20 protein-coding genes and 1 pseudogene are annotated in these 14428 nt (G+C 37.2%); all 21 read right to left on the minus strand.

All coding sequences use genetic code 11. The annotated features are described in order from the left end of the window. Positions 1–4 precede the first annotated feature (4 nt). The gene (locus tag V6670_RS15790; RefSeq protein ID WP_338651621.1) at positions 5–316 is read right to left on the minus strand and encodes a hypothetical protein; all 312 of its coding nucleotides are present in this window, start codon (positions 314–316) and stop codon (positions 5–7) included. A gap of 35 nt (positions 317–351) precedes the next feature. Continuing rightward, positions 352–828 (minus strand): tail assembly chaperone, encoded by a 477-nt coding sequence (locus V6670_RS15795; RefSeq protein WP_096365116.1) that lies wholly within the window; start codon positions 826–828, stop codon positions 352–354. Between the two features lie 60 nt (positions 829–888). Then, positions 889–1659 (minus strand): phage major tail protein, TP901-1 family, encoded by a 771-nt coding sequence (locus tag V6670_RS15800; protein ID WP_271910549.1) that lies wholly within the window; start codon positions 1657–1659, stop codon positions 889–891. A 42-nt stretch (positions 1660–1701) separates the two neighbouring features. Next, on the minus strand, positions 1702–2145 hold the full coding sequence (locus tag V6670_RS15805) for a DUF3168 domain-containing protein (protein ID WP_338651622.1): 444 nt from the start codon (positions 2143–2145) through the stop codon (positions 1702–1704). After that, complete coding sequence (locus V6670_RS15810; RefSeq protein ID WP_338651623.1) at positions 2142–2558, minus strand: HK97-gp10 family putative phage morphogenesis protein; 417 nt, start codon at positions 2556–2558, stop codon at positions 2142–2144. Before V6670_RS15810 ends, V6670_RS15805 begins: the two co-directional genes overlap by 4 nt. Next, positions 2558–2875, minus strand: a complete 318-nt coding sequence (locus tag V6670_RS15815) for a phage head closure protein (protein WP_338651624.1) — start codon at positions 2873–2875, stop codon at positions 2558–2560. The genes V6670_RS15810 and V6670_RS15815 overlap by 1 nt, the downstream gene beginning before the upstream one ends. A gap of 1 nt (position 2876) precedes the next feature. Beyond that, positions 2877–3212: a hypothetical protein gene (locus tag V6670_RS15820; protein WP_338651625.1), complete on the minus strand. Its 336-nt coding sequence runs from the start codon at positions 3210–3212 to the stop codon at positions 2877–2879. Then, positions 3193–3414, minus strand: a complete 222-nt coding sequence (locus tag V6670_RS15825) for a hypothetical protein (RefSeq protein ID WP_058844914.1) — start codon at positions 3412–3414, stop codon at positions 3193–3195. The genes V6670_RS15820 and V6670_RS15825 overlap by 20 nt, the downstream gene beginning before the upstream one ends. A 46-nt stretch (positions 3415–3460) precedes the next feature. Then, entirely contained in the window at positions 3461–4318 is an 858-nt protein-coding gene (locus V6670_RS15830) for a N4-gp56 family major capsid protein (protein WP_338651626.1), read from the minus strand. Between the two features lie 10 nt (positions 4319–4328). Then, entirely contained in the window at positions 4329–4919 is a 591-nt protein-coding gene (locus tag V6670_RS15835; protein WP_338651627.1) for a phage scaffolding protein, read from the minus strand. Between the two features lie 249 nt (positions 4920–5168). Next, positions 5169–5453 (minus strand): ImmA/IrrE family metallo-endopeptidase, encoded by a 285-nt coding sequence (locus V6670_RS15840; protein ID WP_338651628.1) that lies wholly within the window; start codon positions 5451–5453, stop codon positions 5169–5171. A 4-nt stretch (positions 5454–5457) separates the two neighbouring features. After that, a complete protein-coding gene (locus V6670_RS15845; RefSeq protein WP_338651629.1) occupies positions 5458–6474 on the minus strand; it encodes a phage minor head protein in 1017 nt (338 codons plus the stop codon). Further along, positions 6455–7867, minus strand: coding sequence for a phage portal protein (locus V6670_RS15850; RefSeq protein ID WP_338651630.1), 1413 nt, complete (start codon positions 7865–7867; stop codon positions 6455–6457). Before V6670_RS15850 ends, V6670_RS15845 begins: the two co-directional genes overlap by 20 nt. 12 nt (positions 7868–7879) lie before the next feature. Continuing rightward, complete coding sequence (locus V6670_RS15855; RefSeq protein WP_058844910.1) at positions 7880–9130, minus strand: PBSX family phage terminase large subunit; 1251 nt, start codon at positions 9128–9130, stop codon at positions 7880–7882. Beyond that, positions 9123–9548, minus strand: a pseudogene (locus tag V6670_RS15860) (terminase small subunit); the annotation flags it as partial. The pseudogene V6670_RS15860 and the gene V6670_RS15855, both read right to left, overlap by 8 nt. An 89-nt stretch (positions 9549–9637) precedes the next feature. Then, the gene (locus tag V6670_RS15865) at positions 9638–10087 is read right to left on the minus strand and encodes a hypothetical protein (protein ID WP_338651631.1); all 450 of its coding nucleotides are present in this window, start codon (positions 10085–10087) and stop codon (positions 9638–9640) included. Between the two features lie 187 nt (positions 10088–10274). Next, complete coding sequence (locus tag V6670_RS15870; RefSeq protein ID WP_338651632.1) at positions 10275–10823, minus strand: hypothetical protein; 549 nt, start codon at positions 10821–10823, stop codon at positions 10275–10277. Between the two features lie 23 nt (positions 10824–10846). Next, positions 10847–11764 carry a DUF4868 domain-containing protein gene (locus tag V6670_RS15875; RefSeq protein ID WP_338651633.1) on the minus strand — a complete coding sequence of 306 codons (918 nt, stop codon included), beginning with the start codon at positions 11762–11764 and terminating at the stop codon, positions 10847–10849. A gap of 260 nt (positions 11765–12024) precedes the next feature. Beyond that, positions 12025–12525, minus strand: a complete 501-nt coding sequence (locus tag V6670_RS15880; protein ID WP_338651634.1) for a hypothetical protein — start codon at positions 12523–12525, stop codon at positions 12025–12027. A gap of 12 nt (positions 12526–12537) precedes the next feature. Next, a complete protein-coding gene (locus V6670_RS15885; protein WP_338651635.1) occupies positions 12538–13914 on the minus strand; it encodes a DEAD/DEAH box helicase in 1377 nt (458 codons plus the stop codon). A 2-nt stretch (positions 13915–13916) separates the two neighbouring features. After that, positions 13917–14192 (minus strand): VRR-NUC domain-containing protein, encoded by a 276-nt coding sequence (locus tag V6670_RS15890; RefSeq protein WP_058844905.1) that lies wholly within the window; start codon positions 14190–14192, stop codon positions 13917–13919. Positions 14193–14428: the final 236 nt, after the last annotated feature.

Genomic DNA, 14428 nt, shown 5'->3' on the forward strand with positions numbered 1-14428 from the left:
TATCTCACCCTTTCTTATTAAAGTTCTCAGCCCATCGCTTCATCGCTTCTTGTGCTTTGGTATGTCGAGTAGTATCAATCTTCTTCGACTCTTTCCATGCGTTATCGCCATCAATAATTCGCTTGCGAGCACTTCTAGCGTCAAACAAGTCCTTCTCGATATTGAGTTTCTTTTTATTAGTAGCGATACGATGAAAGACTGCCATACGCGCCATGTTTTCTAAGTCGTCAACATCTTGGAGAAGGGCACCTTTTTTAAATGCTTTGTACTCATTAGGCGTCCAAGACATAATGAGATCTACATCGTAAATCTTCATGTGCTGTGCAACGTCTGTAAGTACTTCCAGCCATTCTAGTCCGTCGACTCGGTTGTTTCGCCCAATAGTTCCGCCTTGGCGTCCATAAGCATTTGAATGCCCTTCTCGTTCTCGGCTTTTTCCTCGTCTGTCTTGCCCATCGTTTTGAATAGCTCTAAGTTCTTCCAAAACATCTTGGCATCTCTTTTGAAAAAACCCGAAGAATCAATTTCACAAAACGCCTCTTTGAACAGTTCTTCTGTACCTTCATCTTCATCAATTCGTGCTTCTAAACCTTTCTCGATTTCAGCAATTGTTGGGCGTCCTTTAGTCCCCAAGTGAGCTAAACCGCAATCCCAAAAAGCTTTTAATGCGTCTATATCAAATTGTAGTAATCCTGTATAAATAGAACTAAAACCACCCACTTCATTACCATCCTTGTCAGTTTGGTTGTAGTTTTTATCTGCTAAATTTTTAAATGCGAAACCAAATTTCGCGTCGTGTTGTTTACCTGCAATTGTTAATGTAGCCATGTTATATAGCCCTCCTAATGTTTTTAAGTAAAAGAAAAAGCACCCCTGAGAGTGCTTTGATTACGATTCTGTGACTGTTACAGCGACAGTTGCTGTTTTACCACCACTTACCGTTGTAATCGTTATTGTTGCTGAACCTTCTGCCACGCCTGTGATTAATCCAGCGGATGTCACCGTAGCAACAGCCTCGTCACTTGAAACGAATGTAACGTTTTTATTGGCTGCCTCCGCTGGAAGAACAGTCACTGTAAGTTGACGAGTACTGCCTACTACTACCGATGTTGTTTGTGGTGTTACTGATACACTCTCCACTACTACACTTTCCGTTTGATCCTTACCAAATTCGCCCGACTTTTCACCAGGTGTTTCGAAGCCGTACGTTGCAAATTCAATTACCTCTTGCGGAAGTTTAGGCAATTTACCTTGTTGTGATTTACCAATGACTTGTAATGTTGCAGACAACTCCTGGAAGCCATCGCCTGGAGATGACTTCTCCACCGATTCAACTAACGTGTAGGCAAAATTCGCGTCATGCGTATCATCATCATTTACTTTTAAATCAACTTCCCACACTTTTAATTGCTTTTCATTTCGAATGGCATCGAGAATTGCTTTTTGTCCAGGATCATTTTTATCACCATAAGCTGTGATTTCGAATGACTCACTGGATTGCCCATAAGCTAAAATACGTCCAAATTTAGTTTGTTCATCTACTAATTCACTCTCAAGCGAGTAACTATTTTCAGTAAGATTTCCGATCAAGAAACCATCTGAGCCAAGTGCTGCATCTGCTAATTGTACGAGTAAGACCGTGTCTTTACCGTTTTGCATAATTGTTTTCCCTCCTAAAATAAAAACAGCCCCATAAGGCTGCTATATGTTTTGTACTTTATATTGAATTGTTAGAATGCCATGCTTTACACCAGGGCTATTATCGTCTATTACGCGAGATTCACGTCTTGTAACACTTAATACTCTTGCACCTGGTATTGAGTAATTTCGAGCCATTAGAGCTTGCTGGCAAGCTGATAACATCTCATACGTTTTACGTTTACCACTGTAATCATCGTTATCTTTCCACCAAATATGAACCGTGAAAGTAATGGTTTCGATATTACTTGTTTTGGTATCGAATGGGCTCGTGTAAGGCTCTGAGATTGTTATATATGGATACGGTGTATTCTCATCGACTGCATCATAAACACCAAGATCATCTTCATCTTTTCGTGTAATGGATGTTAGAGCTTGACTAGCCGTTAACTTTTGAAAAATAGCTTTCTGCAAATCAAAGAAAGGCAATGCATAGTAATTACTCATAAGCCTAATCGCCTCATTTCTCTTTCGAAATATTCTCGACCAGCATCTACAGCAGGGCCCCAAAATGGTTGAGCTCTCATACCTTCAGTAGTTACATATCGACCTAGTTTTGTGCTGAAATACGTCCATGGTGTTCTACGACCATTTCCATTCTCAGCGTAAATACCTGTGCCGTGCTCCACGTACACTGCATAATGAACCCCAACTGAGACTACCGCATTAAATTTACCTAGCATCTTCATTTCAATAGAGTCTCGTAAACTACCATAATCAGCTGGTGCAAGAGCCTTAGCCTGCGTTTGTATGATCCTTGCTGTCTCATATATGATGTCGGATACTTTATCAAGTAGCCCTTCTTCAAACCGTTGTGCCGCCCTTAATAACCGACGTCCACTGAATGTAATCTTAGCCATTATCCAGTCACCAACTTTAACGCAACCCGCATGATTTCATGTTGTCCACCTTGATCTTCGGGACGACCAGCGAATGCATAAATTTCACCATCAAAGCGTAGTTGCATATTAGATTTTAAATCTGTGCGATAAGGGTAATACATAAAACAATCAAGTGGGTTTTGAACCTGATGCGCTAATAACCTCTCTTTAGATGTTGGTGTATCAACGAATGCCTCAATTGTATCAACAGGAGACCACTCTGTTTTAAAGCCCCCTGCACCATCAGATATCTTACGTTTCTGAACTACTTCAACCTCATGAGGAAATTGTTTCATGCTACCACCTCAGCTTTCTATATGGCTTTAATGGCTTATAAACTGTTGCTGGAATCTCGTCTGAAAATGAATAAGCCACCGTCCCCATGGATCTACTAACTAAACCTAACTCAGTAGTTTCGAAAAACTTACCTGCCTTTGCAATGAATAGCTTCATAGCACTTTGTTTCTGCCTATCTGCACCCTTTGACATGTCAAACATGTTATTGGTCCATGAACAGCCAATGTCGTAGAGAACAGGCGCTAGTGCTGTGTAATGGTCTACTAATTGGGTAGTGGATTTATCATTATTTAATGAAATGATTTCATTGATTTCGTCATTTGTCGGATTCCACATTTACAACACCACCTGAGAGCATTTCAATTAGCTCTTCTTCTGTTTTATTTGAATACCCCTTAATACCACGCACTTTGCACAAATCTCGTAACTCTTTAACAGTTAATTCTTCAAGATTTGGGGACGTTTCTTGTTTTAGTGAACTATTGACTTTCTCTTCTGTAGATTCCTTTTTTACATTATGATAACGGCGCAAAAGCATACTCTTCCCTCCTTTTCACAAATAAAAAGAGAGGTGTATATCCTCTCTAAGTAGTGGCGATTTTCACAACACCGTTATCGTTGTAAAGGTTAGTTGTATAGTGTGCGTTGGCTGCTACAACAACTGTACGAGCTAGAATATCTTCGTCCTTTTTCACGTCAACTTCTTTTTTATTCACAATTTCAACTGCACCGAATTTCTGTAAAAATGCTGTACCTTCAGTTATACGATTAGAACGTTCGATATCTTTAACACCAACTAATTCAGCAACTTTGCCTTTAGCTATTGCTGTTTCCTGAATACTACCACCTACAGTAAATAAAGATTTCACTAATTTTGTATAGTCTTTAGGGTGAATAAATAGTACACATTCAACTTCTCCTTCATCACCAAAAACATCTTTAGCATCAATAATAGCAGTTGGAGTGACAGGTGCAGCATTATGAGATAACAAGGAAGTATTTAAAGTAGCTAGATAATCGATTTCAACTTTATCTTTCATTGCTAAAAGTAGTTGTTTTTCAGCTTCATTTAACGTTCCTTTAACGTTTGTAATAATCGCTTTTTCGGTAATTTCGATTGCTTTACCTGTTTCTTTTACCGTTACTTGGGAAGTAGTCATGCTGAGCTTTGTAGTGTCCATTGGAACACCTTCTTGTAAATCAGCAGCTGGACCAACATACCCGTATTTTGGGCGAGTAATCGTATCACCTGGTTGACCTACTAACGTATTGTCAGTCGTTGCGTATGGTGCAAAACGAATAGCTTTAGGCAGTTTTGCTGAAATTGCATCTGCTAAAACCTCTGGATTAATTAGATCAGCAGCTTTTGTTTGAGCAAACATCTGGATGTTTAAGCTTTGAAATTGTTTGTTCAAAAATTGTAAACCAATTACTTTCTTCATATTCATTCTCCTATTCTTTCAATGATTTATAGAGCTCATAGTCTGTGTTATATAGCTCAGTTTTCTCACTAATACTCATGGCATCGAATTGTTCCTTGGTCACTTTTGGCTTACCACCTCCCCCTGGATTTGGAGGCGTATACCCCTTCAATCCTTCAGGTGTAAATAGGTAATCATCAGATGCTTTTAATGCTGTTAATTGTTCATCAAGGCCAAGTAACTTATCACCATCTAACTTTATAGCTTCTAAATTTAGATTTGCTCTAACAGCTTTAACGTTTTTTGCTTTTGCATCACGTAACGCGCTATCTAATGCATGCTCAAAATCACGTTTTTGTAATTCAGCTTCATGATCTGCTTTTGCATTTGCATTTTCTTGTTGCAAGCGAGTAATTTCAGTTTGCAACTCTTCGTTGCCTGCTGCCTTTGTCTGTAATGTTTTTAACTGTGTATCACGTTCAGCAATAGTATCGTTTGCTGTTTTAAGTTCCTGTATTTTGTCATCCAAACGCGATTTAGGCACCATTTGACCATAGCCTGCTATTACTTTATCTGCTTGTTCCTCTGTTAAACCTAAAGCAATTAAATCTTCTTTTTTCATGTTTTATTCCTCCTATTTCGCATTATCGTAGTACGCACGATAGGGTATTGCTTTGAATCTTTAACGTCTGCAAATGCCAAAAAGACGCTAGAATCTATTATTTTTTGTGACTATGAATAATAGCAGCGATTATCACCAATGAAATCCATAGCCACAATGTGGTCCACCAAGGATGGCCGTAAATGATTTCTAAACTTTCTTTCACATAAATCACCACTTTCAGGCATAATAAAAAGCCGTCAAAGACGACTAAAATTTCAAATCATTTTGTTTCAACACTTGGTATAAAACGATAGATAGCCTATTCACCATTTCCTCGTCTTGTTCTTCATATCCAGCCTCATTCAACATAGCGTGAACTAATTCGTGAACAAATACTTGCTCTTGCTTACTTTTACTCATAGATTGATCAATTTCAATTACAGATTCAGCGTATATCACTTGACCCATCAGGCTGTGTTTTTTTAATATTTCCTCTTGGTATTGCACTGTATAATCAATACCAGCTACATTTACTTGTAACGGAATTGGCATTTCATCACTCTCCACTGAATTTTTTCTTCCACTCTTCATAACTCACGAACGGAACCACAATACTTGGAGGCTTTACCTGTTTGTACGCTTTGTTTAAAGCCTGTTTGTAAGTAAGCCCTAAATCAGACATATAAGCATCAATTCGAGCAGCTAATTGCTTTTGGTAGGTATCGTCCATGTAGTCTCTGCCTCGTCTGTACTCTGGTAACTTGCCATTCACCATATAGATCGTATGACAACGGCACTGAATATCCATTGAAGCGATGCCCCATAGTCTCGGAGCTTTTGACTTCCACTTTCCATAATGGTAATAACCATCTTTATCAGCTTTCTGACCGTCTAGCTTTCTATGCGACTTACGAACCCTGGTATCAAGCGATGACATCCACACCTTAGTTAGCCTCGCTGTTTTACTTGCCTGCTCTTCAATAGCTAAATCAACCTGGGACCTCACTCGACCACCTTCAGTACGAGCAACTAGAGTAGCTTTCTTCCTTGTCCATCCCATAGCATTTTCAATCCTGATAGCCATATCTGTGTAGCTTTCGCCAGCTTGTAGGCTCTGGGCAATCTCGATGTTCAAACGCCTGATAATTTCGTTCCTGTGTGCTTCAAATATTTTAGGTAATGTCAAAAACTCAACTGGATTTGTTAATGCTGCTTGAATCACTTCAACAGATGGTATTTTAAAGCCCATTTCCTCACCAGTAGACTGCTGTAAGAGGTAAGCCATCATTAAATATCTCTCAATGTAAAGCCGTTCCTCTGACTCTCGTATGAGCTTAATAATAGCTTTGTAATCAGCATTAAGCTGTTGAGCGATCAACTTCATTTCTTGATTAAAGCGATTGTACTTATTTACATCAGTCCAGGTAGCTTGACCGTTCTTACCGAACTTTTGATGCATCTTAAGCATTTGATTCAGGATTGACTTAAGGCGCTTATTAAATACTTTTTCGATGTCCTTTTCGGCTTTGGATTCAAGCTCATCTAAAATACGATTAATCTCCTGTTGATTCATCGTCATCATCCTCGTCTAAGAGCTCTAAATCTTTACCATATAATTTTTCATCACGTTCTAATCTCTCTTGTTCCTGAGCCACATCTTTTACCCAAGGATGATTTTCTAAAATGGTCGTTTTAGAAATGACGCCTTCGCTATCTCGGGCCATCTGGACAATTTCAGCTTCGTTAGTAAGTAGCAGCTTATTAAATGTAAACGTAATATCACGTGCATCAAAATTACCTTTTTTGGCAAGTTCGCAATACGTTTGAATGAACCACATAAATTCACGCAATGAAAGAGTGGCTTTGCGCTCAAACATAGACGCTTTCATGTCCAGTAAAGAATATAAATTCTCCAATGCAACACCTGAAGGTGCGTTCCCAATAATGTCTGGCGAAGGGTTAACACCTTGGCCAAATGTATACACATTCTCTTTTAATGTGTCCGACTGCGTTTTATAGGCTTCAACAGGGACCTCCGCACGAACTGTGTCGATACCGCCCTCTGCATCTATATTGACAGCCTTATACCGTTTTAGATTTGTCATAAACTCGGCTAAAGACTCACCATCATATCCTCGCAATGCCCAAATTAAAGTCTGCATATCTAAGAGCGTATTTTGCGCATCAGAGACAAGCAGGTCATAGTTATCAATATTCTCTTTAATAAAATGTAAATCACTCAACTCTTCGCTGTTATTTAGAAAAGGAATAAACGGAACCTTACCCCATCCCATCCCTGAAATACCCTCAGCATCTGTAAAATGTGCTGATGGATTCACTTCAACATTTGCATCCAGATAAACTTCATCGTCAATCATTTCGTAATAGGTGACCATTTCATCATCGTAGACCTCTAATTTGATGATCTCTCCCAATGCATAAAATCGAATACCTGCAGCAAGCTTTTTTCGTTTGCTATAGTCGTAGATTGGGATGAAATTTTCAGCTGGCACAACCATATAATCAAAATCGCCATCCTCATTCACGAAGACGTGCAGCCACTCTATACCTTTATTAGAAGCACCTTTAACAATTTCGGTAATAGTGTCCTCCCACTGCTCTCCTATGATTTCCTCTAGTAACTGTAGTTGCTGCTTGTTATCAGATTTACTACCAAACACCATCGGCTCTCCAACTAAATAAGCAACCTTTTGATCCACTAAGATCTTATGAAACCCTGAAGGAATTTTTGAGTTGATAGCGTCTGGATCTTCAACTTTCTTCTCGTCTTGGTATGTGTAAATCTTGCGCTCGTTGATCTTATTATTGACCCCATAATACTTAACACCTTCAAGCATCTTGCTACTGTCAAACGCGTCATACAGCTCTTTAATAATTTCCGTTGGTGCAGGTGTATTAGCTTTAACATGTGCAATTAATTCATCAGTGTGCGTTCGATCTAACATAGCAACCCTCCTTTACTTTAATACGCCCATCGTCGCTTTCATGTTTTCCATTGCGTAACGTAAGGCATCGATAATATGGTTATTTGCATCAATCGGTTCATTCAGCCAGCGTCCCTCTTTATCTTGTTTGAATGTGTACGTGTTAAATTCCTCGATCGTATTTTCACAAGAAGGGTGAATATAAATTTTATAACCTTGTAAAAGGTTAATACCCTCCATTACAGAGCCTTTGCCTTTAGCAGCCGCCTTCACGCCGCGAGCCCCCAAATTATTTAGCTCTTTAATCAATCGTTTTTCAGCGTTGTCAGCTGTAACTCGAGTACGTAATAGCTCTCTTTGCTCAAGTATGTTGTAGATATCCTTAGTAAGCATAGCCTTTTCGTAATGCTCGTCATAAATCCATATCTCTTTATTTGCTTTATCTACAGCTGCACTTACTAATGTTGTTGGGTCATTTGTGAAACCAAAGTCCATACCATGAACAGTTTTTTGCAAGCTTTTAATTTTTTCTAAAGGAGCGAAATCTTTAACCTCAAAATTATCGAAAATAAGCCCTTCAGCTACGCCCCATTCGCCATCACATACGATTCTAGCTCGTCGTGGATTAGTGCGGTATAAATCTGTGTAGCGAGCTCTATCAACGTCATCTAACCACTCGTTTACACGGAATGTAGTTGTAGTAGCAAACGTATCCTTTTCTCTTGTTGAAGGATCAAAAAAAACACGCTTCAACCAATGGCGTTCTGACCAAGGGTTAAACGTGATTGTAATTTGCTTGAAAAAGTCCTCAGCTTCATAGCTACCTCGGATCGATTCAACAACGGTGCGAAATTTTTCTTCTGTTTCAATTTGGTACGCTTCCTCAAACCATGCCCAACATAAAATCCCAATCTCTACTGTGATCGATGTAATCTTCAGCTCATCATCTAAACCACGAAATAGGATTTTCTGGCCAGTTGGAATGTAGGTTATCTCTGGCAGTGATTCATTGAATTTAAAAAGGTGTGCAACCTTTAGCTGGTTACACGCCCATTTCAAATCAGTATATGTGGATTGTTTATTTGTATTTGAGTAACGGCGGATCACTAGTAAATTTGCCCAAGGGTGTTTCATAATACGGTAAATAAAATTCAATGCCGTATTCTTACTTTTTTTACTTCCTCGGGATCCTTTTACAACTCGATAAAACTGCTTATTATGCCAGAAACGATTGTATCCGCCGCCTATCGCTTTTGCGACATCAACGTGTGGTCGCTTAGTCATCTTCTGGCACGTTATCCACGAATACTGGCGTTACAACAGCCGTAATGTCCTGCTTGTCAATCCACATGCGGTATCGCTTGCCAAGAAGCTCTGCGGCCTTTATACGGTCCTTTGCAGATACATCGATATCGTCAATCGTTTGAGCTCCTTCACCAATACCTCGAAGCGTTTCTTCCGTGTGCTCTCCACGCATTACTGCTGTCAAATATTCCATGACTTCTTGCTGATCTGCTACACGTTCTGATTTTAGTTCTTCAAGGCGATTGTCTATATAGGCTTTTACGCTATCATTTGCTATCAATCTTGCAGAGTTAGCACGAGAACCTTTTTCATTATATCCAGCTTTTATATAAGCAACTGTAGCATTTCCCAACTCAATGTAATAGTCTGCAAAAGCTTGCTGCTTTGGTGTTAATTTCTTTACTTTCCCAACGGCATCACCCCATTATGCTAGTTGCTTAGTTTGTTTTTAGGTATAGAAAAAACACCTCCGAAGAGATGCTTAAACTATTTTTCAAATTTTATGTTCGTTACCATAGAATGAAAATATGCTGCTGTCGGATATATTGAAAAAGCACGAATCATTATCCAAGTGAAATAAATGGACAATACTAAGGTTACCATAAATGAATAAATAACAGTGCCAGTGAACTGATCTAGTAATTTATAAAGCGAAATGATAAATCCAAAAAAAGCTATTAGTACAGGGAAATATTTTGAAGGGTCGTTAGATTCTTTAAAATCGGCACTCCTTCCTATAACTAGCGCTTGTTGGGTCGAATCCAAAGTTTCTAAATACTCTATATTTTTGTTTATTCTTTCAATGCCGAAAGAGGATTTCTTTATGTACAAATGTTCATCAATGAATTTCCTCAATTCCTGATCTTTCCCTCTTGTAGCTTCGATTAAATTGCTAATGAAAATATTCTGATCCGAACTGTTAGTTTGTTCAGTCATTCAAATCACTCTCCCTCTTTATGTCATTATTCGACTCGAAAATGGAAATTCCTTCTAAACTCCTAAACAAGATCAGCAAAGATGAGGAATCTGCTCGATACTCACTTTCCAGGGCAAAATAAAAACATCCCGAAGGATGTTTTAGAAATTCATATTGATAATACCTCGTCAATCTAGTTTTCATTTATTATGTTTTTCTGTGTATATAAATTTTGCTACCCAGTTGCTTCACTGTTAAATCATTACGGGCTACTTCCATGCGCTTAAAGTAGTCTGAATCCTCCTTAGAAATTATAATCCTTCCAAGTTCATCTTCATAAATATTCCACCCAAATATTAAAAAAGTTATGTTGATATGAAGCATGTTTGATTTCACATATAAAAAACCAATTAATATAAAAAGTACTGCATTTGTTATCAGAGTGCTTATTTTTTCCATATCTATTGCCAATAAAGGTACTATATATGTTACTAGATAACTTAATAACTCTTCGTTTTTTCTTGAAACTCGCTTACCAATTATATCATCGTTACATTCACATTTGTTTATATACACAAGTGGTAAGAAAGATAGTAAAAACAATACAATTAAAATTATATAAACTGTTAATTCAAGTCTATTTTGAATAATTGAATTTATATCAAAATTATTAAAGGGGAGAATTGAAATTGCGACAATTAAATATAAAGGTGAATATGATGAAATAAAAAGTAAAACCTTAAATAGATTTGTCAACTTCTCTCCCCTCCATTCCATAACTACCTTAAGTCATCTCTTCCTTTTTCGCCATTTAATACAGTTTTATAATAAGCATCGTTAAGTAATTTTACTATATCATTTAACTGTTTTTTGTCGGTATATCTAATTTTAGATTTATCCTCATTCAATTCTATATTCAAATCAAATTCTGTTATTATTTCTTCTACTTTAACAAAATTTTCAACGAACCTTGTCATTCTTTCTGGCTTTGACATTAATCTTGAAATTCTTTTTACAATGTTACCATCTTCAATGCTATCAATTTTAAATTGTTCAAACCCATCAATTTTATGTGTTTCTTCAAAAGAGGTCAGTACAGTATTAGCATTATGAGCATAAATAGTTTTTAAATCAAAAATCCTTTGCATTGATACGTTATTAATCACGAGTATTTCGTCTTCAAAGATAAGTAAATCAAAGCTCGGCTCTATTCCAATAAATGACTCTGTTACTTTTCTAAATGTTTGATCAGCTAATGTTCCCCAAAGTCCCTTATTGAATTTTTTAAATTGAGGAATACGGTTAAGTAAATAAAGATATTTCCCAGTTTCCAATTCAATTTTTATACAATATAAATCTTTCTTAACTTCTTCATCTACCCTTTCAACTGGTTCTTTTAAACTATTTAACAAATTATCATAAGTTACCCCAACATATGATTGTTCACAGTATTCTACAACTCCGTTAGGTCGACCATTTTCATTAAATTCAATTTGTTCCTTTTCCATCAATTTATTTATAGTTGGTTGAACAATTTCAACTATTTCTTTTTGTAAAGAACGACTTAATGATGGCTTATATGAGATATAATCTAAAGCTTCTTCTGTTTTTATTTTTTCAATTAAAAAAAGTTTTACTTTTGGTGCACCGCTAATTAATTGTTCTATTAGTTTGCTATTAATAAATTCAATATTCAATACAATTATCCCCTTTAGCTATAAGTATTTATTACTAAAATTATACAGCATATGGGTATTATATCAAATAGAAGTTGCGCAAAAGAACACTTGTTCTATTATATTATCTCACTTCATCTACAATTTCAACCAAAAAACACCAAAATCTTTAAAGGGGATTAAAAAGATTTTGGTGGTTTCAATATTTTAACATCCTCATTTATCTAACACTATCATATTAACACGGTCATATTGCCCTCGTGAATGTCCCAAAATTGCCCTTACTCAATTTTTAATCCGTACACCCCAAATAAAAGCGTTGCAAGCCTTTCTGCTGCTGTGTCTATCAACTTATATACTGTGCGATTATTTATTTCGTATTCATTTGCAATTATTGATATTTGTAAACCTTCTACAAACCTCTTATGCAAAATTTCATAGTGTTTAGTTTCTTCACGTTCACAAATATAGGCTAGTGCATCCATAGCTCTATCTAAGTGCTTCACCATTTCCACTGTGCGCTCTGTCGTTGCTCTTACAGATTCAACGATATCTTTTTCATTCAAAATTAATTTTTGAATTGGTGTTTCGGGCTCTACATCCTCTTTTACATCATCAACGTATTTTCGGAAAGTGTGATAATGCTTTAGCAGTAGCTTTGTATTGTAAAGACGCTTATCCTTTTCGCGTTGCAACTCTTCTTCTTTCTGAGCGTTAAAAACTTCGATAGCTTTCAATGTCGCGATTTGCGTTACCTCTTCGATTAATTTAGCTTGTTTCATTGCGTCACCTCTTTATTCTGCTTTAACTTTCTCAATTCTTGCTTTTAAGGCGTTCATTAAATGGTCCTGGGTACTCGATTTATCTAATAATGCAGAAATTACATCCTCATCCACGCCTCCTGAAACAGTTAAGTGGTGAATGATTACTTTTTCTGTTTGCCCTTGTCGGTGTAAACGCTTATTGGCTTGCTGATACAATTCCAGGCTCCAATTTAGGCCGAACCATACAACATGATTCCCTCCTTGTTGTAGGTTAAGGCCATACGCTGCAGAAGCAGGATGTGCCAATAAAATATCTATCTGACGATTATTCCAGTCTGTTTCATCTTGTGGCGTCTTCAATTCTCTTACTTTTAAAGCTGTTTTGCTAAGTGCTTTCAGGATCCGATCTTTGTCATGTTGGAAGTTATAAAAGACAAGTGCTGGCTTACCGTTTAGCCCTTCGATTAGCTCGTTAAAGGCTTCAATTTTACATTCATGAACGTCAACAATTTTTCGATCTTCATCATAAACAGCTCCGTTACAAAGTTGTAATAGCTTATTAGTCAAAACAGCTGCTGATCCTGCATCTATTGTTGATTCATCGATTTCTAGTAGCATTTCCTTCTCTAACTTCTCATACGCCTTTTGTGCTTTGTTATCCAGCATTACCGGAATTGTGTTGTATGTAATGTCCGGTAACTCAAGATAATCCTCAGCTTTCATCGATACGCATATATCGCCTATTAAGTTTTGAATGGCATCCTCTCCGCCAGCTTTAGGTGCGTATGAAAATACTCGATCTCTTGTGCGTTGATCCGGTTCAAAATATCTTTCTCTAAATCCGGTAATATGTTTTCCAAGACGTTCTCCCCCGTCAAGTAAATATATCTGTGCCCATAAATCTAACATGCCGTTTGGTGCTGGCGTACCTGTCAGACCGACTATACGTTGAATGTGTGGCCTTACATTCTTCAAAGCTTTAAAACGTTTAGCGTTATGGTTTTTAAAGCTTGAAAACTCGTCTACCACCACCATGTCGAATGGCCAAGCTTGCCTATAGTAATCTACTAACCACGGAATATTTTCACGGTTAATAATATAAATATCTGCAGGTGTATTTAAAGCTCGCATCCGTTTTGTTGCAGATCCTAAAACTGTTGAAATTCGTAGCAGCTGCAAATGGTCCCACTTAGACGCTTCTTTTGACCAAGTACTTTCTGCAACTTTCTTAGGTGCAATGACTAACACTTTGTGAACTGCAAAACGGTTATACTTCAAATCATTAATAGCTGTTAAAGTGATTACAGTTTTGCCTAATCCCATATCAAGAAGCAATCCAAGTGCTGGCGTATTTAGCACTCTATTAATGCAATACTTTTGGTAGCTATGCGGCACAAATTTTGTCATGCTTACATCACATCCTGAATAAAACCGTTTACAGCTTCTTTGCTGTCTAATACATAAACTTGTTGACCAAGTAATGCTAATTTTCGATGCTGTGCTAGTTGTAAGGCTGTTGGCTTTTTACCTGGTGCTTTCAACTCTACTAAATGCACTTGGCCATTTGGTAAAAAGATAATCCTATCCGGTACACCTGCATTACCTGGCGACTCCCATTTATAAGCCTTGCCTCCGATTTTCTTTATCTCGTTTCGTAAATGTGTTTCTATATCTTTTTCTCTCAAAATATTAGCCTCCAATTCTTTGTCTACTTTCTTTTGCTATTTTCACCTATATATATAATTAGGCTATTTAGGCATAACGTATATACGCCTAATCCACCTAATATGCCTAATATTGAATATAGTTATATTTAAGGTATACAAGGTATACTAATACTAATAAATGCTTATTCATCAATGGTTTTTACGTATACTTTGCTGTATACTTTCTAACAATTCCAAAGTATACGGGTATACAT

It is taken from the genome of Lysinibacillus sp. Y5S-8, assembly GCF_036894365.1.
GTDB classification, from domain to species: domain Bacteria; phylum Bacillota; class Bacilli; order Bacillales_A; family Planococcaceae; genus Lysinibacillus; species Lysinibacillus fusiformis_D.